Origin of the sequence: Streptomyces tibetensis, assembly GCF_007655005.1 — a bacterium.
Taxonomy (GTDB): Bacteria; Actinomycetota; Actinomycetes; order Streptomycetales; family Streptomycetaceae; genus Streptomyces; species Streptomyces tibetensis.
Genome location: NZ_SZVW01000015.1, coordinates 230,185 through 250,266 on the forward strand (window position 1 = coordinate 230,185; position 20,082 = coordinate 250,266).

Consider the following 20,082-nt stretch of genomic DNA (forward strand, 5'->3'; position numbering starts at 1 on the left):
TATCAGCGGCCTCATTTTCCGGGAAGAAATCCTTCACGTATCACACTCAATCGAGTGAAAGGCATTCACCGACCATTCTCAAGTCGCCGAGAATCTCGGTAGGTTGAAGCGCTGCCAGCCGCTCAATCGGTGCCGCCAAAAAGTCTTGCAAGCGATTGTTGCAGCCGTGATTTATGTGGCGGTGGTGGTGTTTGATTCGGCCGTTCATAAAGGCCGGGTTATTTCGATCCAGGGCGGTAAAGCCGTCGCTAATGCTGCGCGGCAAAGCGCTGCACTGTGGCTGGCTCAATGTTCTCCACTTCAAGAACAGGTGAGGTCCCGCGATGTACACCCAAGAACGCACGACGATGTCGAACCTCGTGGTCGGCGGCCCGGTGGCGGTGAACAGCTACGACAACGCGATCGTGGCCGCGCTGGTCGAGAACCGGCCGGTCATGGTCGTCCACGCCTTCAACGGCGGCTTCCTGCGGCCCGTCGAGCTGAAGGACAGCGTCCACGACAAGGGAGTCAAGCTGTCCACCGCGCTCGACTCGGCCACCAAGGAGGCGCAGGGTCACCTGTGGTACATCACCCCGGCCGGCTTCTTCGGACAGCGACCGCTGTACTTCATCGAGAGCGCCGCGGGCCAGGTGACACCCAAGCCCACCGGCGCCGGCCAGGGCGACGCGGGGCGCGGCGACGACGGCGCGCCCAAGCCTCAGCGCCGGCGCATCACCGTCCACCAGAAAGCCCCCGAGGGCACGGCCGACACCGTCCAGGTGGGCCTGCCCGACAAGGTCGGTGACCTGTGGCGCGGGAAGAACGGCGCGCCCGAGGACACCCAGCTGTGGGTCGTCACGCTGACGCCGTGGGGCGGGATCACCTTCGTGCCGATCACCCACCCCGACGCCATCCTCGGGTTCAAGGACCACGCGGTGGCGGCCGACAGCGAGGTGCGTGTGACCTACAACTGGGGCGGGGACTTCACCGGGACGGTCATCAACACGTTCTACCCGCGGCTGCCCAACGAGTGGAACGTCCCCTACCACCACGTCTTCACATGAGCCGCGGCCGCCGCCCCACCACATCTGTCCCGAGCCCACGCCCCTACCACCTGGAAGAGGCACCGCGATGCCCGTGCCCACGCAAGAACTGAAACTTCAGATCGTCAACGCGGCCACGGCGAAGATCCTCGGCGCCAGGTCCACGCCGGGAACGGACGGGGCACTGGTCGTGCGTGACTTCCCTGACGGTGGCCCGAGCCCGGAGCAGTGGCAGCTCACCCCCGTACAGGCCACGCAAGGCGGGCCGGCACGAGACGAGCAGGCCTATGTGATCCGCAACGCGGTCAGCGGCAAGGTCCTCGACAATCCCGCCGCCGCGGACCGCGGCGTCCGCCAGTGGGACGCCACCGCCGGCAAAAAGGACCAGCAGTGGCACGTCGTCCCCGTGGAGGGCGAAGCCGGCCTCTACTTCATCGAGGGCGCCACCGACGGGGTCGTCCTCGACCTCGCCGACCCCACAGCGGACGACATCCGGGTCGTCCTGCGCGCGTACGACGACAGCGCGACAAGCCAGCACTGGCGGTTCATCCCGGCCGCCCCCGAGCGCACCAGCGACCCCGTCCTGCACTGGGCACGACTGAGCCACTGGAACAGCCGCCAGTCCTGGCGACTGTCCCGCTCGGCCGCGCTGCGGCCGGCCCCCGCGGCGACACCCTCCTTCAGCGACATGCTGCTGGTCGTCAAGCGGTTCGGAAGCGACCAGGACGCCGGCGCATGGCAGAGCCTCGGAGCCAGTTGTTCCACCGGCGGCCAAGCGGGCCGGTGGGCCGGGCTCGGTGACCGGTTCCTCGCCGACACCACCGGAGCAGGGCAAGCGGACATCGTCGGGCTCAAACCCGCGAAGGGAGCTGTGACGGCCGCCAGCGAAGGCGACGGCACCTTCAAGGACGACGAGCGCGTCCTGCACCCACCCGTACCCTCCCCGAGCCCCAAGGACCTGTGGACCCTCGCGGACACGACGGGTGACGGCAGGCCCGACGTCGTCGTCCTTGCTGCCGACGGTGTCCGCGTGTTCCTGCAGGACGAGAACAAGAAATTCGCGCCCGCGAGCGGTGAGCCGGTCATCAAGGCGTTCGGCCACGGGCAGCCGGCCGGCGGGTGGGTTGCCGACAAGCATCCCCGCTTCGTCACCGACACCACCGGTGACGGCCGCACGGACATCGTGGGCTTCCACGACGACGGCGTCTGGATCTCACTCCAGGACGAGGAAGGAAAGTTCGCACCCCTCGCCGCGGAACCGGCTCTCCGGGCATTCGGCCACGACGAGAAGGCGGGCGGGTAGGTTGCCGACAAGCATCCCCGCTTCGTCACCGACACCACCGGTGACGGCCGCACGGACATCGTGGGCTTCCACGACGACGGCGTCTGGATCTCACTCCAGGACGAGGAAGGAAAGTTCGCACCCCTCGCCGCGGAACCGGCTCTCCGGGCATTCGGCCACGACGAGAAGGCGGGCGGGTGGGTTGCCGACAAGCATCCCCGCTTCCTCGCCGACACCACCGGTGACGGCCGCACGGACATCGTGGGCTTCCACGACGACGGCGTCTGGATCTCACTCCAGGACGAGGAAGGAAAGCTCGCCGACCCCCTGTGGATCCTCGACGACTTCGGGGTCGACCAGGGGTGGAGCTCGGTCGAGGAGCACCCCCGGTCCCTGGTCCGGACCGCCGACGGCCAAGCTGTGGACGTCGTCGGGTTCGGCCCGCAGGGCGTCGTCGTCGCACGTGGGCGCGGCGACGGCACGTTCGAGCCCTCCCAGCTCGTCCTGAACGACTTCGGGCTGGCCCAGGGGTGGACGAGCAAGAAGCACCTCCGGTTCCTCGCCGACGTCACCGGCGACGGCAACCCAGACATCGTCGGCTTCGGCGACGAAGGGGTTTGGGTGTCGCACAACTGCGGCGACGGCCGGTTCGAGCAGGCGCAGCTGGTGTGCCGCGGCTTCGGCTACAACGACGACGCAGGCGCCTGGCGGGTCGGCCACCACCCCCGCTTCGTCGCCGACATCACCGGTGACGGACGCGTCGACATCGTCGGCTTCGGCGGGCCGGGCGTGTACGTGGCCCGAAACCTCTTCCGCCGCTTCAGAACCCGATAATCCTCCAAGGCCCTCCACCGCTGCAGCACGGCGACCGGCCATCGGCGGCGAGGGCGGCTACCAGGCCGTCCAGCTCGACACCAATGACCGAGCACGCAACGTCACCGTCGCACCCGGCCGGCGCTGAACCAGCCTGTCGGTGCATGGCGGGCCGCCCTGCGGCTCGCAGGCCGGCGACCGCACCGCCTACCGCCTGAAGGGCCGCGGTGCGGCTGATGACCAAGCGGCCCCTCGGTTGTCGTACCTGCCGGACCGCCGCGCCCGGGCGAGGCCGGGGAGCCGGCGAGCGCTCCGACGATTGCCTCGAATCGTCCCGCGGGCCGGTGATACCTGCCGACCCCTCACCAGGGGCTCGCTGGGGCGGTGACGGGTCCTTACAGGGGTGCGTTGGCCGACGCCGGCTCCCGGCGGCTGTTGACGCTCCGTCATAGAACTACGGGGCACGCCTGCCCTGCGGTCACGAAAGGCAGTTGAACAACCCAAGGTGTGGCTCCCCGGGTCAGAGTTCCGGGGGCGAAAGCAGGAGGGGAAGAACATGACGGTTCCTTCGGCGCCGGGTATGTCCTGGGACTCGGTGACCTCGCTCGGCGGGCAGCTGACGGGTAATCCGGCGGTGGCGCCCTCTTCGGACGGCCGGCTGGAGGTGTTCATCAGGGGCCGCGCGGACAACGCGCTGTCGCACTGTCATCAGCAGACATGGGGCGGCTGGTCCGAGTGGGAAAACCTGGGCGCCAGCACGTCGTCCGGCGATCCCTCCGCCCTGCACACGGCCGCGGCGCATCGGGGTGTTCTTCAAAAACGGTCAGGGCAACCTCGCACATCCCTGGCAGACGGTCATCAACGGCGGCTACGGAGCAGGGAAGGTGCTGGCCGACAACATCGGAGGTAGCCCGGTCCCCGGGCTGCACGCCGACGGCCGCCCGGCGGCCTTCTTCCGGGGCACCGACAACGCCCTGTGGCATGTGTGGGAGACCACCAAGTCCGGCTACGGCAACTGGACCGGTCCTGCCGCCCTGGGCGGCACCCTGTCGGGCGACCCGGCAGTGGCGACCGACGCCCGCGGCCGTCTGCAGGTGTTCTTCCGCGGTACCGACGGTCACCTGTGGGTCGTCCGACAGCGGGACGCCAACGACAACGTTTGGGAAAGCCCCCGGAACATCGTGCAGAACGTCGGCGGCGATCCCGTCGTCGGCACCAACGCCGACGGGCGCCTGGAGGTGTTCTTCCGGGGCACCGACAACGCCCTGTGGCACCTGCCGCAGACCGACGACTACAACGGCTGGGCCACACTGAGCAGCCTCGGCGGCACCCTGACCGGGAACCCGGCCGTCGCCCGGGCCGCCGACGCCCGGCCGGCCACCTTCCACTGGGGCGGCGGCCACCTGTGGGTCAACGAGCAGACCATCGTCAACGGCACCGACTGGAGCGCCTGGGAGCAGATCGCGCAGGACATCGGCGGTGAGCCCGTCGTCGGGTCCGACGGACACGGACGCCTGGACGTGTTCCTCCACGGGACGCCACGCCGTTTGGCACATCGCCCAGATGTTCGGCCAGCCGGCAGCGGGATACGCTACGTCCCCCTGACGCCTGCCCTCTGGCCCGAAGGGCCAGCGGGTCAACGCCTCCAGCAGGTGCTCGCCGTCGGTGGTGTCATAGCGGATCGCGCCGGCCATGTACACCTGAGGCCGGCCGGTCAGTGGCGGGGCCAGTGAAGCCCCGCTTGGTTGCCGCTGCGTTCCTGCTGTTCCTGCCCCTGACCGCTGGCGGCGCGCTTTCCGCTGCCGCTGACGCGGAGCCGGCCGCAGTCACTGTGCCGCTGGCCGAAGGCGTCCAGGCCCTGCCGGTGGCCGCGGAGACGCGGACCGGGCACCAGCGCACGAGCTTCCGGCGCTGGATCGACGCCGACCACGTGGGAGGGCGGGATGGGCGGCGCGGACGCGGCCGGGGATCGGGGCGCGCTCACCGGTATTGCGCGTCGGCCGGGGGCCTCCGCGCGGTGCCGCCGTCAGTGTGGCGGCGATGTTCAGCGGGGGACCTCGGAGGGCGAGAGGTCAGGGCGGGCGCGGTGCAGGCGAGCGGGGTGGCGCCACCGGCCCGAGGCGTCGCGGGCGACGTCGACGCCGACTTCAACCACCAGCTCGGGTTCCACCAGCGTGATGTTTCAACGGCTGCCCCACCCGGCGGAAAACGACCAGCGAACGCGCTCGCCGCGGCCCGGGCTTGCCTCGTCGCTGGGACCGACTCACCTCGCTGCCGGACGTGGTCGCGCAAGCTGGAACCCTGCACCGAGTGCGGACGCCCCTCGGGTCAGACGACAGCCGAGCGGGCCATAAAGACGTCGGGGGCGCTTCAGTGCTGGATCAGGCCGCCAACTGGGACAGGAGCGACGTGGCCGGTTGCCGGAACCGTCCGCACCAGGGCGAGGCCGATATCGACCAGCGATGATCGGCGGAGGCGAGCAACGTCGGGGATCGGGGTCCAGACCGACTCAACGGTTTCGCCGTTCGGCTCAGGCCGGAGCTGACCGCCAGTGATACGCACCTGGTAGAAGATGCCGACATTCTGGTGCTCGATTCCCGCACGCGCGACGGCTGCGGGGATCACCCTGGAGTCCACGCCCAACAGGCGCTCGACCACCGCGGAGCAGCCGGTCTCCTCAGCAACTTCCCGGATCACCGTGTCGAACGGATCCTCCGCGTGCTCGACCCTACCGCCCGGAAGAGTCCAGTTGTTCGACGCGTGATGGGCGAGCAGCACCCGCCCGTCCTCGGTGCACACGGCGTAGGCCGCCAACCGGAAGCTTCCCCGCTTCAACTGATCTGGGACCGCTTCGGCTACACCGTCTGTTTCTTGGCTCATTGGATCATCTTGGCCCACTTCGACTCGGCACCCGCAACCGAGGTAGCAGTCGCCCACACGCGGACGGCCACCGCTTCGAGAGCGCCCAGACGTCCTCCGTGGCCCTGAGACCAGCGCTATTCCGCAGCCTTGAATATCCGAACTTACCGATATTCGCCGGATCGATCCGCAAGCGCGAGTACTACGCCCTCGGTACTCCCGCGCAAAAATTGGCTTGTCCCACCAAACCGGCTCGCCCTAGGGTGAAATCACTTCGACGAGACGTTCCCCAGAAGCACGCCGCAGAGCGGGAGCGTCCCACCTCGCTGAGGTGCCGGAGGGGCGGCAGCAGTCTTTGTCGACCCTTCCCTTCGGAGGTCTCCTTCATGAACGTCGGTATCGGCCTGCCCATTGGCGACCCTGCCACCCTGCTCACCTGGGCCCAGCGCGCCGACGCAGGGCCCTTCAGCACGCTCGGCCTGCTCGACCGGCTCGTCTACAACAACCCCGAGCCGCTGGTCGCGCTCGCCATCCTCGCGGGCGCCACCTCCCGCATCCGCGTCCAGACCGAGGTGCTGCTCGCCCCGCTGCGCGACACCGCCCTCCTCGCCAAGCAGGCCGCCACCTTGGATCGGATGACCGGTGGTCGCCTGGTCCTCGGCCTGGGCATCGGCGGCCGGGACGACGACCACCAGGTCACGGGCATCGACCAACGCACCCGAGGCCGACGCCTCGACGAGCAGATGGCGGTAATGCGCCGCCTGTGGTCCGGCGAGCCGTATGGCGACGACATCGGCCCGATCGGTCCTGCGCCCGCCCGGCTCGGTGGCCCCGAGGTGCTTTTTGGCGGCTTCAAGCCCGCCGCAATCGAACGCGTCGCGCGCTGGGGTGACGGCTTCATCGCCGCCGCGGCGCTCTCCTGGGCAGGCGGCCTGTTCGACACTGCCCGAAGGTTCTGGAAGGAGTACGAACGCGACGGCGAACCGCGCATTGTCGCGCAGGTCAACGTCGCGCTCGGCTCTGAAGGCGTGGTCCACGACGCCCAGGCCAACATGCACGCGTACTACACCTTCACCGGAATGGCCGACCGGATGGTAGCCGGAATGCTCACCACGCCGACCGAGATCCGCGATGCGATCACCGGCTTAGCCGACCTCGGCGCCGACGAGGTCATGCTCTACTGCTACGGCCTCGACCCGAACCAGGTAGACCGCCTTGCTGATGTCCTCTGACGGGGGCGTGGATGTGATCGACAGGCCTTCCCGCAGACCGCGCTGCAGGAAGGTGAGGGTGAGGTCGAGTCCGTCGATCTCACCCCGCCGGTCCTCGGCGACAGCGCGTTTGCGGCGGGCGAGGAGGTCTTCCTCCAGTTCGGCCAGCCGGGGCAGCATTTTCGGGTTGATGCTCAGCATCGGGCAGCGGATGCAGGCGCGTTCGTGGGTGCAGGGGGTGCCATACGGGCGGCCGCAGGAGCCTAGCTCGACGCGGCGCTTCAATGCGGCGAGTTCCACGACGCTGAGCACTGGAGCCGCCAGCCAGCCCTACACCGCTTCACTCCGGATGAATTGCTGGGCGACCGAACCGCCGCGCCCATCCTCACCGAGGACTTCGCCAGTTGCGTCGCCGACTACATCGTCGAACGTCACCACCCCGACCTCGGCGTCATCCCCTTCCCCAGAACACTGCTCATCCGCCACGTGCGTGACCTCACCTCTATCCGGACCAAGCCGCCATGCGCCACCTGACGCGGGCAACACACCGACCCAATGCCAATGCCAAGGCAGAGGAAGGCCCGTCTGCCGGAGCGAGAGGTGCTCCAGGGCCCTGTCGAGAACGCGGTGGATAAGCGCGCTCGTCGATGGCGACGTGCGGAGATCGGCTATCTGTTGATGATGTGGCCGGAACCCACCTGGGGACTTTCCTCAACCAGCGCCTCCAAGAGGACGCCAGACGGGATCATCGAGTGTCACAACGCTTGGGAGGGCGGCGGGTGTTCAAGGTTCTGGCGGAGCAGTGGAAGGCGAACCAGGAACAGAAGAGGGCCATCGCGGCTGATCGGTGGGAGCAGGAAAAGCGCTGGAGAGAGGAAGACCGGGAGGAGTCCAAGGCGAGGGAAGCAGCGGAGCTGGAGAAGCAGGCGGAGAAGGAAGAGCGCACAGCGCGGAGGAGAAGGCTCGCGCGGATGAAACGTACCGCTACATCTACCGAGCCCACCTGGGCGTGCTGCGAACGGCCGCGACCATCTCGTACGTATCCCTGACCTGCCACGAAGACACCTGGACGTTCCTCGCCCGACGGGCCTTCGGTACGTGGTCGCCGGAGTGGCTCACCAGCGTTGCCCAGGAGGGCTCGGACGTGCCGGGCCCCAGGAAGAAGACGGTGGCCTTCATCAAGAATCCCAACCTCACTCCTGGGCGCATCACCAAGCACGAAAACGGGATGCAGACTGTCGAAGTCTCCGGCGACAACCTGGTCGCCATCCTCGAAAGGCTCTGGGATGGGGCCTACAGCCGAAACCCCTACAAGACCCTCATGGACCTCGACCCGAACCGCTCCGCCTGCGGCCCGCTCCACGCCCCCATCAGCAGCTGGCTCGAAACCTGGAACCAGGATCAGTCAGCAAGCCCGGCCGCACCCTGGTCCTCGACGAGCGGATCGCGCCTCCGGCCTGACCTGATCCCGCCACACCACGGGCCCCGGGGGGGAGAGAGAAGACGCCCCGGGGCCCGGCATTTGGAGTCGTGCTGCTCAACGACGGGGGGCGCGTCCGGTGTTACGTAGTGGCGTGCGCTGTGGCCGTATAGGTTCACCAGGTTGGGCATCCGTGACGTTACGAGCTGAGCTGCTGTCGTGGACGGCTTGTACTCTGCACTCATTCGACGATCGGACGATCACGACATGCGAGCACGGGGCGGGCGTCCAGGGGCGGGAGCGCGGGGATTTCGATGAGTGACGCACATCTGATACGAAGCCGCAGACCGGGCCTCTCGGTCGGCGCGCTGATCATCGCCGGGGTCGTCCTCGTCGCGATCGGGGCCATCGGCGCCTGGCTCCAGCACGACGCTCCCGGCCGGAGTGCGGAGCCGCGTACGGAGTTCACCGCGAACAACCCGCCCGCCGGTCTGCCCACCGCGCTCACCACCGGCCAGCACCTGAACTGGTCCCGCTGCACCTCGCCGCCCACCGCGCGCACTGGCTACGACTGCGCCGTCATGAAGACCCCCCTCGACTACCGAGAACCAGATGGCAGGACGATCGACGTTGCACTGATCCGCCGCAAGGCCACCGGCCCGAACGCCCGGCGCATCGGCTCGCTCGTCCTCAACTTCGGTGGCCCCGGCGTGTCCGGCGTGAGCGGATTGCCCGAACGGCTCAACCAGTACGAGCCGCTCCTCGACCGCTACGACCTGGTCTCCTTCGACCCGCGTGGCGTTGGCGCGACCATCCCCGTGCGCTGCGGAAAGACCGCGGACGACACCGGCTACGACGGGGCCGACGCCTGCGCCGAGCACTCCGGGGCGCTCCTCCCGTACATCGGCACCTCGCACACCGCGCGCGACCTCGACCTGATGCGCTACCTCCTCGGCGACGAGCGGCTGCACTACTTCGGGGTCTCGTACGGAACGGCGCTCGGCGCGGTCTACGCCCACCTGTACCCGTCGCACGTCGGGCGGCTCGTCCTCGAAGCGCCCGTCGATCCGACCGAGGACCTCAGCGAGGAGCAGGTGTCGCAGGTCAAGGCGGTCCAGGCGGCGTTCGACCGGTTCGCTGCGCACTGCGCGGCCCGTATCCGCCACTGCCCGACCGGCGACGGGCCCGAGGAGGCCGCGCGACGCATGGCGCGCCTGGCCCACCGCCTGGAGAAAAAGCCCGCCCCGGCCGGCGGCGGAAGGAACCTGGACGCCGACGACCTCGCGCACAGCGTCAGCGACCATCTCGTCCTCGGCACGGACGGCTGGTCGCCGCTCGCCAAGGCCCTCACCGCGCTGATCGACCACAACGACGGCGCTCCGCTGAGCAACGGCGCGGCCGACATGGGTTCCGCCGACCGCGCGGCGACCCCGCCCGACAGCAGCCGCGTCGCCCAGACCGCGATCACCTGCGCGGACTCCAGCCTGCGCCCCGACTTGGAACGCCTCGACCGGGACGAGACCCGCGTCAAGGCCGCCTCGCCCGTCTTCGGCGCGGCCTGGTCCACCGGCGTCTACTTCTGTTACGACTGGCCGTTCGACGGCGAGCGCGTCACGCCTCAGGTGAACGCCCACGGCGCGGCCCCCGTCCTGGTGGTCGGCGGCACCGGCGACCCGACCACCCCGTATCCCGGCGCCCGCAACATGGCCCGCGCCCTGGGCGACGGTGTCGGCGTGCTCCTGACGGCCGAGGAGGAGGGCCACGGCACATACCCGCAGAACCGCTGCGTCACGGAGGCCGTCAACCAGTACCTCCGCACGGGCCGCACCCCAGCCACGGGAACGGTGTGCCGAGGCACCATGTCCTGAGGCCCGTACGGATCCGCCGGGCGGCCGTCAGCACACCGGTTCGCTCGCAGGGGGCCCTGGGCGTGCACCGCCACACCGCCCGGTCCGAGACCGCCTTTGGGTGGGTGCCGGTGCGGTGGTCGGGGCGGAGCGGCCGGACGATGCACAGGTGGGCTGCGAGGTCGCTCCGGTCGGCCTCGGCCACCGTGACGTGCCTCCCCGGCGCACGATTTGCGGCACTCCTGCCCCTCCTGGACGGTCAGTCTGCTCACCGCACAGACTCACCGCTCGTCCACCGTTCCAGTCGCCAACTCGGTGAACCTTCCCGGTCAAAGCACCAGCCGCGGTTTCCTCCAGCACTTCGGCGACCTTGCGCGCCAGCTTCGCGATGTGCGGCGGGAGATGGTCGTCCAGGGAGTCGACGTCATCACACAGGCGAGTGCGCAGCCCGTGCAGGCAGGCCACGGTGAACAGCCGCTGCTCATCGGCCTCAGCCAGCCGCTCTCCTTCCGCATCCCCCTGGCCCCACGAGAACCACCGTTGCGCGTCCTGGTCGTCCTCGGGGGGAAGCGGCCCCGCCGAGCATCCCGGCGACTTCGTGCCGGTCCCCATCCCTCGGGCCGGCCGCCGGGCTGCGCTGCTGCCGGGCCTGGAGGTAGGACGCGAGGGTGTCCATGGCCATGCTGGTGCGCTGACCGTAGGCGGCGACCAGCACGGTGTCGCCAGCCGCTTGGCCGGGCGGTGACGGTCAGGCGGGCGCCCAGGAGGTGTGTCTGGCCGGCCGCGATCGTCAGACCCAGGCCGGTCCCTGTCCCCAGCACCGTGATCCGAAAACTGCTGACGGCAGGGGGTGTGTGGGTCTGCCAGGAGGTCGGGCGGGCTCTGGCCTCGGCCTAGGCCTGGCCATCGTGCGGGATGTCGCGAAGTCGCACGGCGGCACTGCCTTCGCATGCACAGGAAGAGGCGGCGGCGCGGAAGTCTGGTTCAGCGCGAGCGGCGCGAACGGCTCACGACTGGTGCGGCGAGTCTCGCTCACGGCGGGCCGTCCGGAATCGGGGCCGGCTGGACGACAGCAGGGGGTCAGTCACCGGGCGGACTCCGGCGCGACTGCCGGTTGTTCGGCCTCGGAACCAGACGGGACGCCGATGCGCAACTGCCCGGGCCGCTGTGCTCTGTCTGCGCGGGCCAGGGTGAGCGCGGCAGTCATGGCCAGAACGACGAGGGCCGCGCCCGAGAGGAGGAAGGCGTCCTTGACTCCGGTGAGTGCGATGGCGGTCGAGGCCACGAAGGGGGAAACGGCCAGGGCTCCTGCCACACCGGCCTCCCACAGGCCCAACGCCTTCGCCAGATGGTGGCTCGGTATGCGTTGCTGCACCAGTGCGATCAGCGGGATGTCGGTGAGGGCCGAGGCCAGCCCGGTGGCGATCAGGAGCACTGTGGCCCCGGCAGTGGAGGTGACGATTCCGAGCGGCGCACGGAAGATTCCGAGCAGGGCCCAGGCCAGCACCGCCGCCAGGGCGAGCCTGCGCATCCGCAGGCCGGCCAACAGGAGCGCCCCCGCCACTTCCGCGACCCCGGCGACGCCCAGCAGCAGGCCGTAGCGGCCACCTTGCCCCACGACGGCGACCAGCCCCACCGTCAGGAAGCCACTGGTCAGAGCGAGGGCGAGCACGAAGGTCACGATGACCACCAGCACGTCGGGAGCGGCCCGAACGGCCCTGAGCCCGGCGGCGAGATCGGCCCACAGGCCCGCCTGGTCGGCGGCCAGGACGGGGCGGGTCACGCGGATGGCGGCCACGGCGGCCGCCGAACCGAGGAAGGTCAGGCCGTTGACCACCAGCGCCGCCCGCATGGAGCCGTAGGCCAGCAGCGGCGCGAGCATGAGCGGGCCGACGAAGAAGGCGGCCCGGAAGGCGACTTGCAGCAGCCCGTTGGCCTGTTGCAAACGGTCGGCCGGGACGATCTGCGTGACAATGGCGTTGCGGGCCGGGGCGAACGGGGCGCCGATCAGGGCCAGCAGCGCCGTTGTCACCACGAGCAGGGGCAGGTTCAGCAGGCCGAGGGACAGCAACACCGCGGCCACCGCCACCACGGCGACCCGGGCCAGATCGGTGGCGATCATCAGCTTGCGGCGGTCGTAACGGTCGGCGTACGAGGCGGACACGAACGTGGCCAGGAACGCGGGCGCGAACGCGGACACGCTGACCACGGCGACGGCCGACGGGTCCTTCGTCAGCGACCAGGCCAGCCAGGCGGTCGCGGCGGAGTACAGGCCGTCGCCGAAACGTGAGACGGCCTGGCCGACGAAGAGAAGCAGGAAATCGCGGTCCCTGAGCAGTGACATGCCGCCACTGTCGGATCCCCTCGCACACCTGATCCACTTATTAGGCAGATGGCTAATCAATGGGGTCAGTGGCGTGCAGAAAGCTCTCCAGGCTGGGAGCGAGATTCGCCACCTGCCCGGGCAGGAGCCGGTACAGGACGTAGTAGCCCTCACGGCGGCGCTCGAGCAGGCCCGCGTCCGCCAGGACGCGCAGGTGCTTGGACAGCGCGGCCTCGCTGACGCCGACGAGCGGGGCCAACTCCTGGGTGCTGCGCGGCCGTTCGGCGATCAGCCGGAGGGCGCGCAGGCGGGTGTCGTCGGCGAGCGCGCGGAGCATGCCGACGAGCTGCGCGGGAGGAATCCTGGGGCGGGCTTCCCGGGCGATCGACGAGACGGGAAAGACGAGCCCGAGGGGCCAGGGGCCGTCGCAGTTGACCCGTACGTGCGGCCACACATAGGCGCTGGGGGCGAGCAGCAGGGTGTCGTCCGGGCCGATGGCGACCTCGTGGTCGTGCGGGCGCTCCAGCCAGAAGCGTTCGGCCTGTCGGTCGCTGCGCACCTCCGGCCACAGGCCGCGGAGCATGCCGTACAGTCCGCGCTGTTCGATCTGGTGCCCGGCCTCGCTCACCCCGGCGGCCAGTTCCGGTTCGATCCGCGCCCATTCCTCCTCGAACGCCTCCCGCCAGTAGCGTTCCAGCATGCTCAGGAACCTTTCGAGGAGCGCGAGGGGGTCGTCCAGGAGCATCGCGGCCATCGCTTCATCGCTTTCGCGTGCGACACGCTCCCGCAGCAGGGCGCGTACCTCCGGTTCCCGCAGCGCGTGAGGATCCCTGCCCTCGCCGCCGCCCGGCCACGGCGACAGCAGCGGGATAGCGAACTCCAGCCGGACCAGCTCCGGGTCCGCCGTACGCAGGCCGGCCAACTCGCTGGCGAAGTCCGCCAGCCCACCGGTCGGCCGCGGAAAGAGGAACTCGGGAAAGTACGAGCGCACCGCGTATGAGAACGCCTCGATCTCCCGCTTCAGCGCCGGCGACAGCTTGCGCATCGCGCGTACCCAGCCGTGTTGGACGGGGTGGTGCTTGGGCTCCACCAGCACATGAAGGCTCAGTACGGCTTCCATCGCCGGCGAGTAGGCGAACCCCACCCGCTCCGCACCACCGGCGGGCACCCGGAACACGATCGTCATGACTCGCCATCCTCGCCGTCCGGCGTCCCCGGAGGGAGCGTGCCACGCGAGACGGTGGACGGCAATGCTGGTCAGCGGTGGTGGCGACCGCCGTGGTGGTGGCCGCTTCCGTGGCGGTGGTGGTCCCAGGACTCGTTGTCGATGAAGCGTCCGTGGTCGTTGCGGAGGGTGGCGGTGTCGGAGCGGTTGTTTCCCACATGTAGTGGCTGCGGTCCTGGTACAGGTCGCTGTCGGTGTCGCGGCCGTGGCCGGTGTAGATGCGCACGGTGGCGCGACCCTCGAGGCGGTAGTCGTCGAAGGTGTAGGTGCGGCCGTCTTCGTCCTGGAGGGTCCAGCCGTCGAGGTTGACGCTGCGGCGGCCGGTGTTGGTGATTTCCACCCACTCGCGGTTCAGGGAGCGGTCGGAGCGGCCGTTCCGGCCGGGGGAGTCGTACTGGACGTCCGAGATCTTCACCTTGGGCCGCTCGGGGCGGGCGTGGTCGGCGGCGGACGCCGGCAGGGCGACCTCCGAGACGAGGGCGCCGGCGGTGAGCGTGGCGGCCATGAGACGTCGAGCAGAAGCGGATTGCGGGCCCTGACAGGACTGCAGAGCGATGCCGGCGCCGCCAGCCGCGGGTGACCGCCGTTGCATCGCCGTCGCGGCTGACGCTTGGCGGCCACCCGCTGATGGCCCGGCACGCTTCAGGCAGCACTCCCCGCTGTGGGGTGGCGAGCGTGCTCGTTCGGAGTCATCCCTGGTCCTCTGAGGAGGGGTAGATCCGCCACAGCTGGGAGAGGTTCGGCCCGCCCCACATGCGGGTCAGGCCTACCAGCCGGTCGTTGCCCTGAAGGTGGTCGGCGATGGCCAGGGCGTAGCGTGGGTGCACGACCGAGACCATGTAGAAGTCGTTGCCGCGCTCTGCGTGGGAGACCAGGCGCCAGTGCTGGTTGAGGCTGTCGGTGCGTTCTCGAAGTGTCACGATGTCGGGCGGGTTGGCCCCTGCGGTGAGGCAGCGGTGGTTGGCGTACGACTCGATGCGCACGGTGCCATCGGCGTTCTGCCGCAGGAACCACCGGTGCGAGTTGTTGTCCTTGGCGAATGGGTCTTGTGCCCAGGTCTGGGTGTGGTTGCCGACACCGTCGTGCCAGTCGTTGCACATGAAGTAGGTGCCGGTGACGTGGTGGGTCATCGTCACCGATCCGCCCGCGAGCAGGAGGAGGTCGCTCAAGTCAGTGCTCCTCAGCCTCGAGTGTCTTTCACAGGAGCGGATGCCCCTGCAACTCAGCGTAGGCAACCAACTGTTGTGCAAGAGCGTGGCGAACCGGTCGTTTCCCGAGGCCACAGCCTGTCTGGAGGGTCTCGAACGGGTGGACGGCGACACTCGGCCCACCTAACCGAGCGTCACCCACAGGTACCGCACCCAGCGCACCGGTGCGGCAGAGCACCGCTCGATTCGAACGGGCAAGGTGAACACCTTGCGGCAGGGGAGAGCAGCAAGAACGAGAAACTGACAGCCGTCCCGACGAGGCGCTGTCTCATACGGTTGGATGACGAGACCGGCTGGGCCTTCGCCAAACTCGGCTCACCATTCACGATGTCTTCTCGGACGTCGCCAGCGGCGACCGCGGCGCGGAGATCCGCCTCGGCCATCAGTACCTCACCCTTGCCTCTGCGCACCGACGGCTCGTAGCAGTTCTTCGACCAGGTCTTCGGGCAGGCCCTCGTTGCGGCCGTAGCGGTCGCTGCTGGCGTAGTAGCGGGCGAAAGCCCATCTGCCGACGGCGCCGGTATAGCGCAGCCGCATCAGCTTGACCCGTTCGCCGTCGGCCAGTTTCGCCTCCACGTCGGAGCGACCGCGAGCGGTCGGGCCGGCCACCGTCGTACACAGCACTGCAGGTGGCCGAGGCCAAAGTGCTGGCCTGCCGCCTGCCCGCCGAGACCGGGGTGCCTCTGGCGCGCTGGTCGTGCCCAGAACTCGCCACCGAACTCGCCGCACGCGGCATCACCGGCCCCGTCTCCGCCTCCACCGTGCGCCGCTGGCTCAGGGGCGACGCACTCAAGCCCTGGCAGTACCAGTCCTGGATCTGCATCACCGACCCCGAGTTCCGGCCCAAGGCCGAGCGAGTGCTGGACCTGTACGCCCGCACCTGGCAGGGCCGACCCCTCGGCGACGACGAGTACGTCACCAGCGCGGACGAGAAGACCTCCATCCAGGCCTGCTGCCGCTGCTACCCCATCCTCGCCCCCGGGCAGGCCCGCGCCATGCCCGTAAACCACACCTACCACCGGGGTGGCGCACTGGCCTACCTGGCCGCCTACGGCGTCCACCGAGCCAAGGTGTTCGGCCGGTGCGAACCCCGCACCGGCATCGACCCGTTCATGAACTTGGTCGCCCAGGTCATGGCCCAGGAGCCCTACGCCAGCGCGAAGCGGGTGTTCTGGGTCGTGGACAACGGCTCCTCCCACCGCGGCAAGGCAGCAGCGGACCGGCTGGCCGCGGCGTTTCCCAACGCGGTGCTGGTACACACCCCGGTGCACGCCTCCTGGGTAAACCAAGTGGAGATCTTCTTCTCAGTCGTGCAGAGCAAGGTCGCATCACCCAACGACTTCACCGACCTCAACGAGGTCGAGAACCGACTCCGAGCCTTCGAAGACCGCTACAACGCCGCGGCACAGCCGTTCCAGTGGAAGTTCACCAACTGCGACCTGGACGATCTGCTGGCCAGGCTCGACCGGCACACCGCCGATCACCAGCAAGAACCCTCCGCCGCAGCGGCAGCACGATCAACCCCCGAAGGATTTACGACGCAGACCACTTAGCTTGTCGCTTAACCTTCGGCCTCGACCAGGCCGGGTGGTTGGGCACCTGGGCAGAGGTAGAAGAGTTCGGGATCGCCTTCGTCCAGGCCGTGGAGGAGGCCGACCGGGCTCCAGCCGAAGCGCTGCAGTAGCAGGTGCATGGGGTGGTTGGAGACGTTGGTCGAGGTGAACAGCTTCGGGCTGGTGCATGCGGCCTCGGTGTCCTTGAGGAGACGTGCGGCCACGCCTTGTCGGCGGGCGGTGGGCGCCACCATCAGCATGGTGATGAAGCCCTGTTCGAAGAAGGTGTATTCCAGCACGCTGTAGCCCAGCAGCCCGGATGCGTCCTCGGCCAGGAGGACGGAGCCTTGTTCACACCAGCGTCGGATACTCGCGCGCCGCGCATCGTCGCCCGATGCCGCGATGGAGTCGATGCTGGCCAATGCGGGCCAGTCCGAGGCATCCGCGTGGCGTATCACCAGTTTGTCGGGGTTCTCAAGATCCATGGGGTGCATCGTGGCAGCACGATGCGTTGGGCTGCTCGTCTATTGCGTTCGGCGGGGCTTGGCGCCCTTCTTGTGGCGGGCGGGGCGAGGACGAGCCTCGCCTGTGGCCAGGACGCGTCCCACGTCGTGGCATGGCGCCGACCGGCGGTTCTTGGAGCCGGGCGGGCGGCCGGGCCCGGGAGTGGTGGGTTTCGGTACACGCGCTGGTGAGGGCGTCTTCGCCGTGCTGCGCAGGCTCCGCCTCACTGCTGAACAGTGGCAACAACACCAACTGGTCCCCGTGAAGATGGAAGGGTTGCCGGAGTGCCTGCCATGGTTCGGCCTGGTGGCTATGTCCACAAGAACGGACAGCAGTTGTTCACTGGTATGGGAGGCGGACAAGTCCGGGCTGCGAATCGAAATGTGCACGGGTTTCGACAGCACCGACCGATGCCGGCGGACTGCGCGCGGGCGAAACGTGGGTGGGGTAGCAGGGAGAGCCGCCCATGTCTGATGATCAGCAGATGCGCCCGCTGAAGCACGGCTACACCAACCACACTGTCGGCGACAGTAGTGTCGTGGAGAAGACCTACGAGGGCCCTGATGCTGGCCTCAGGCTCCGCCGTGAGTACGCATGGCTGACCCGGTTGCAGGGCCGGTTGCCCGTGCCGCCGGTGCAGGAAACGACCGCGACCACGCTCACTCTTGGCTTCGTGGCCGGTGCGCCCGGCCAGGAACTCCTGGACGCCGGTCAACCAGAAGCTGTCTTGACGAGTTGTGGGGAGTTGCTGCGCCGTATCCACGGAATCGCGCCGAGCGTGCTGCCGGAAGACGCGCGCAGGACGGACAAGGTGCTTGTGCACGGCGACTTCGGCCCCAACAACGTGCTGCTAGATCCCGAGACCTTCGAGGTCACCGCAGTGGTCGACTGGGAGTTCGCCCACCTCGGGGATCCGGTCGAGGATCTGGCGTGGTGCGAGTGGATCGTGCGCACGCACCATCCCGAGCACCGCCGTGCGCTCGGTCACTTCTTCCGGGCCTATGGCGGGTTGGTGCCGTCCTGGCCGATCCGCAGGGCCGCCATGGTGACCCGGTGCGAGGCACTGCGGCGGTTCTGCGACCGGTGGGAGCCGAACGGCCCGGGTGTGAGGCAGTGGCAGGAGCGCGCCGCAGCCACAGCCGACTGGCGGGAGTAGTCGCGCATCCGGGCCCGGTAAAGCCGGCAGGGCCTGTGACCTGCCACTGGAGCGGAAGTGCTGCCGGTTTTCGTGAACATCGAACACCGTGCTACTTGAGTGCCTCCCCGAGTGCTGAACGACTGCTGTCGAAACTCGTGAACAAAACCAGCCTGGCGTGACCGTGTAGCGGCGCGGAGATCATCCCGGATGGTCTGTCGAACGACGAGTCCTGATTGGGGCGGCGTGGCAAGCCGCGTTGTGGGTCAGGCCGCAGTGGCAACCGGTCGTCCGCCCCACCGGATGCCCTTCTCGCTGCGGATCCGGGCACGTTCACGACGTTGAGCGGCGAGGACGTCGGGATGGGGGGCGTTGGCGTTGCGCCACCTCAGGTAGGCGTGCAAGGCCCGCGTCTGGGCGGTGTGGTTGCGGTGGTTGGAGTTGACGACGATGAACTGCCGCAGCGGTCCAAAGTGAGCCTCGATCGGGTTCGCCCAGGACGCGTACATCGGGTGAAGCCCATGTTGACCTTGTTCTTCTTCACCCAACGACGGATGTCGGCGCCCTTGTGGGCGGACAGGTTGTCCAGGATCACGTAGATCGAGGCGCCGTCCGGGCGGGCGGCCCGACTCGACTTCAGCGCGGACAGGGTGTTCGCGGCGCCCTTCCTGCGGCGGTTGACGCCCCAGAGAGTGTCGCCGCCGATCGAGTAGCAGCCGTGGAAGTAGCGCACCCGGTGGGTGCGGTGGTAGGTCGCGGGATGCCGCTCGGGCCGACCCTGCTCGGCCCAGCACGACCCGGCGGTAGGCCGGACGCCGAGCGGCCCGAACTCGTCGAACGCGAGGACACGGTCCGGCAAACGCTTCAGCCGCGTGGTTGAGCTCGTCGGGCGCCGATACCAGTTTGGCCCAGAAGGCGCGCGGCGGGGCTTCGGCGCAGCCAGGCCAGGACGGGGCAGGGGTTAGAGCGTCGGTGAGGACCGCAGCGAGCGGCTGCAGGGACGCATCGAGGGCGGTTCCGTTGGGTGAGAGCAGGCTGGTCACCTTGGCGTGCAGCGTGGACAGCGGCGTCCCGGCAGGTGGACAGCCGGCTGCTGGCAGGACGAGCAGTAGTCGGGCCGCTCGTCGGGGAAGGAGCACGCCTGGCAGATCCGGCCACCGCCGGGAGTGCGGCCTACGGGAATGCGCCGGTGAACCAGGCGAAGGGCCGCTCACCGCGGTCCATGTCCGGGTCGACCACGCCGGGGATGGCGCAGTAGGGGGTAGATGTCGCGGGACCGTCGTACGAGCCGTCGGTGCCCGGATGGAAGGCGGCGTTCCGGGGTGCGGCGACGGACCATGCGATCCCGTCAAGCCGCTTCCCGTACCTGACCCGCCCGGACGCGGCCTCGGCTGCCGCGCGCGTCGTGGCCGGCCTGACCGGTGGGATGTGGCCTTCCGACGCCGACACCGCGGCGCTGCCGCCGCTCGCCCTGGAGGCCTCCGGTACGCCGGGCATGCTGCCCCTCACACACAAGGGCAAGCCCAACTGGGGCTCCGGGCTCGGGGGCGACCTCGCCGACTTCTGGATGCCCGACACCCGGGCCGCGTACGAGCGGATGATCGCCGCCCACGGGCAGATCCCGAAGAACTGCCAAGCGTGCGCCAAGAGGGTGCGCGCGCAGAAGCGCCTCGGCTGGAT

The 20,082-nt window shown here is 69.1% G+C and carries 16 protein-coding genes and 4 pseudogenes; 9 read left to right on the forward strand and 11 right to left on the reverse strand.

Annotated elements, in window-relative coordinates; genetic code table 11:
- Positions 1 to 46 precede the first annotated feature (46 nt).
- On the reverse strand, positions 47 to 265 hold the full coding sequence (locus FDO69_RS26095) for a hypothetical protein (RefSeq protein WP_138430176.1): 219 nt from the start codon (positions 263 to 265) through the stop codon (positions 47 to 49).
- Between the two features lie 58 nt (positions 266 to 323).
- On the opposite strand from FDO69_RS26095, the gene FDO69_RS26100 reads away from it, so the two are divergent.
- The 4 genes and pseudogenes from FDO69_RS26100 (at position 324) to FDO69_RS26110 (ending at position 4,850) form a co-directional block, all read left to right on the forward strand.
- Positions 324 to 1,043, forward strand: coding sequence for a hypothetical protein (locus tag FDO69_RS26100; protein ID WP_104782283.1), 720 nt, complete (start codon positions 324 to 326; stop codon positions 1,041 to 1,043).
- 67 nt (positions 1,044 to 1,110) lie between these two features.
- A pseudogene (locus FDO69_RS26105) lies at positions 1,111 to 3,138 on the forward strand (FG-GAP-like repeat-containing protein).
- A 559-nt stretch (positions 3,139 to 3,697) separates the two neighbouring features.
- Complete coding sequence (locus FDO69_RS43250) at positions 3,698 to 4,027, forward strand: DUF8189 domain-containing protein (protein ID WP_478131895.1); 330 nt, start codon at positions 3,698 to 3,700, stop codon at positions 4,025 to 4,027.
- Complete coding sequence (locus FDO69_RS26110; RefSeq protein ID WP_104782284.1) at positions 3,924 to 4,850, forward strand: DUF8189 domain-containing protein; 927 nt, start codon at positions 3,924 to 3,926, stop codon at positions 4,848 to 4,850. The genes FDO69_RS43250 and FDO69_RS26110 overlap by 104 nt, the downstream gene beginning before the upstream one ends.
- A 637-nt stretch (positions 4,851 to 5,487) precedes the next feature.
- Here FDO69_RS26110 and FDO69_RS26120 read toward each other — a convergent pair.
- On the reverse strand, positions 5,488 to 5,997 hold the full coding sequence (locus tag FDO69_RS26120; RefSeq protein WP_104782285.1) for an NUDIX hydrolase: 510 nt from the start codon (positions 5,995 to 5,997) through the stop codon (positions 5,488 to 5,490).
- 365 nt (positions 5,998 to 6,362) lie between these two features.
- On the opposite strand from FDO69_RS26120, the gene FDO69_RS26125 reads away from it, so the two are divergent.
- Positions 6,363 to 7,208 (forward strand): LLM class flavin-dependent oxidoreductase, encoded by an 846-nt coding sequence (locus FDO69_RS26125; protein WP_104782286.1) that lies wholly within the window; start codon positions 6,363 to 6,365, stop codon positions 7,206 to 7,208.
- On the opposite strand, the gene FDO69_RS42255 is transcribed toward FDO69_RS26125, so the two are convergent.
- On the reverse strand, positions 7,122 to 7,487 hold the full coding sequence (locus FDO69_RS42255) for a hypothetical protein (RefSeq protein WP_234388100.1): 366 nt from the start codon (positions 7,485 to 7,487) through the stop codon (positions 7,122 to 7,124). The two genes, FDO69_RS26125 and FDO69_RS42255, sit on opposite strands and share 87 nt — an antisense overlap.
- A gap of 54 nt (positions 7,488 to 7,541) precedes the next feature.
- Between FDO69_RS42255 and FDO69_RS26135 the strand changes: the two genes are divergently transcribed.
- Together FDO69_RS26135 and FDO69_RS26140 are read left to right on the forward strand one after the other, a co-directional pair.
- Positions 7,542 to 7,721: a hypothetical protein gene (locus FDO69_RS26135; RefSeq protein WP_104782287.1), complete on the forward strand. Its 180-nt coding sequence runs from the start codon at positions 7,542 to 7,544 to the stop codon at positions 7,719 to 7,721.
- Positions 7,722 to 8,921: 1,200 nt separating this feature from the next.
- Positions 8,922 to 10,475 (forward strand): alpha/beta hydrolase, encoded by a 1,554-nt coding sequence (locus FDO69_RS26140; RefSeq protein ID WP_104782289.1) that lies wholly within the window; start codon positions 8,922 to 8,924, stop codon positions 10,473 to 10,475.
- 1,063 nt (positions 10,476 to 11,538) lie between these two features.
- On the opposite strand, the gene FDO69_RS26145 is transcribed toward FDO69_RS26140, so the two are convergent.
- The 5 genes and pseudogenes from FDO69_RS26145 to FDO69_RS26165 all read right to left on the reverse strand — a co-directional run bounded on the left by FDO69_RS26145 (position 11,539) and on the right by FDO69_RS26165 (position 15,786).
- Positions 11,539 to 12,798: an MFS transporter gene (locus FDO69_RS26145; protein WP_104782291.1), complete on the reverse strand. Its 1,260-nt coding sequence runs from the start codon at positions 12,796 to 12,798 to the stop codon at positions 11,539 to 11,541.
- 52 nt (positions 12,799 to 12,850) lie between these two features.
- Positions 12,851 to 13,963 carry an ArsR/SmtB family transcription factor gene (locus FDO69_RS26150; RefSeq protein WP_104782292.1) on the reverse strand — a complete coding sequence of 371 codons (1,113 nt, stop codon included), beginning with the start codon at positions 13,961 to 13,963 and terminating at the stop codon, positions 12,851 to 12,853.
- A gap of 71 nt (positions 13,964 to 14,034) precedes the next feature.
- A pseudogene (locus FDO69_RS26155) lies at positions 14,035 to 14,507 on the reverse strand (lamin tail domain-containing protein).
- A gap of 184 nt (positions 14,508 to 14,691) precedes the next feature.
- Positions 14,692 to 15,171: an RICIN domain-containing protein gene (locus FDO69_RS26160; protein WP_104782293.1), complete on the reverse strand. Its 480-nt coding sequence runs from the start codon at positions 15,169 to 15,171 to the stop codon at positions 14,692 to 14,694.
- A gap of 429 nt (positions 15,172 to 15,600) precedes the next feature.
- Positions 15,601 to 15,786: a hypothetical protein gene (locus FDO69_RS26165; protein ID WP_104782294.1), complete on the reverse strand. Its 186-nt coding sequence runs from the start codon at positions 15,784 to 15,786 to the stop codon at positions 15,601 to 15,603.
- 20 nt (positions 15,787 to 15,806) lie between these two features.
- Between FDO69_RS26165 and FDO69_RS26170 the strand changes: the two are divergent.
- A pseudogene (locus tag FDO69_RS26170) lies at positions 15,807 to 16,763 on the forward strand (IS630 family transposase); the annotation flags it as partial.
- A gap of 8 nt (positions 16,764 to 16,771) precedes the next feature.
- Here FDO69_RS26170 and FDO69_RS26175 read toward each other — a convergent pair.
- Positions 16,772 to 17,248 (reverse strand): GNAT family N-acetyltransferase, encoded by a 477-nt coding sequence (locus tag FDO69_RS26175; RefSeq protein ID WP_104782295.1) that lies wholly within the window; start codon positions 17,246 to 17,248, stop codon positions 16,772 to 16,774.
- A gap of 485 nt (positions 17,249 to 17,733) precedes the next feature.
- On the opposite strand from FDO69_RS26175, the gene FDO69_RS26190 reads away from it, so the two are divergent.
- Positions 17,734 to 18,423, forward strand: a complete 690-nt coding sequence (locus tag FDO69_RS26190; RefSeq protein ID WP_234388102.1) for a phosphotransferase family protein — start codon at positions 17,734 to 17,736, stop codon at positions 18,421 to 18,423.
- Between the two features lie 245 nt (positions 18,424 to 18,668).
- On the opposite strand, the pseudogene FDO69_RS26195 reads toward FDO69_RS26190, so the two are convergent.
- Together FDO69_RS26195 and FDO69_RS26200 are read right to left on the reverse strand one after the other, a co-directional pair.
- A pseudogene (locus tag FDO69_RS26195) lies at positions 18,669 to 19,270 on the reverse strand (transposase); the annotation flags it as partial.
- Positions 19,271 to 19,575: 305 nt separating this feature from the next.
- A complete protein-coding gene (locus FDO69_RS26200; protein ID WP_138430177.1) occupies positions 19,576 to 19,899 on the reverse strand; it encodes a hypothetical protein in 324 nt (107 codons plus the stop codon).
- Between the last annotated feature and the right edge of the window lie 183 nt (positions 19,900 to 20,082).

Excerpts from the sequence above, each read along its gene's own strand:
- FDO69_RS26150 (WP_104782292.1), bottom strand. The coding sequence starts at position 13,963 with ATGACGATCGTGTTCCGGGTGCCCGCCGGTGGTGCGGAGCGGGTGGGG.
- FDO69_RS26100 (WP_104782283.1), top strand. The coding sequence starts at position 324 with ATGTACACCCAAGAACGCACGACGATGTCGAACCTCGTGGTCGGCGGC.
- FDO69_RS26190 (WP_234388102.1), top strand. The coding sequence starts at position 17,734 with ATGTCTGATGATCAGCAGATGCGCCCGCTGAAGCACGGCTACACCAAC.
- FDO69_RS26175 (WP_104782295.1), bottom strand. The coding sequence starts at position 17,248 with ATGGATCTTGAGAACCCCGACAAACTGGTGATACGCCACGCGGATGCC.
- FDO69_RS43250 (WP_478131895.1), top strand. The coding sequence starts at position 3,698 with ATGTCCTGGGACTCGGTGACCTCGCTCGGCGGGCAGCTGACGGGTAAT.
- FDO69_RS26120 (WP_104782285.1), bottom strand. The coding sequence starts at position 5,997 with ATGAGCCAAGAAACAGACGGTGTAGCCGAAGCGGTCCCAGATCAGTTG.
- FDO69_RS26125 (WP_104782286.1), top strand. The coding sequence starts at position 6,363 with ATGAACGTCGGTATCGGCCTGCCCATTGGCGACCCTGCCACCCTGCTC.
- FDO69_RS26145 (WP_104782291.1), bottom strand. The coding sequence starts at position 12,798 with ATGTCACTGCTCAGGGACCGCGATTTCCTGCTTCTCTTCGTCGGCCAG.
- FDO69_RS26140 (WP_104782289.1), top strand. The coding sequence starts at position 8,922 with ATGAGTGACGCACATCTGATACGAAGCCGCAGACCGGGCCTCTCGGTC.
- FDO69_RS26200 (WP_138430177.1), bottom strand. The coding sequence starts at position 19,899 with ATGCCCGGCGTACCGGAGGCCTCCAGGGCGAGCGGCGGCAGCGCCGCG.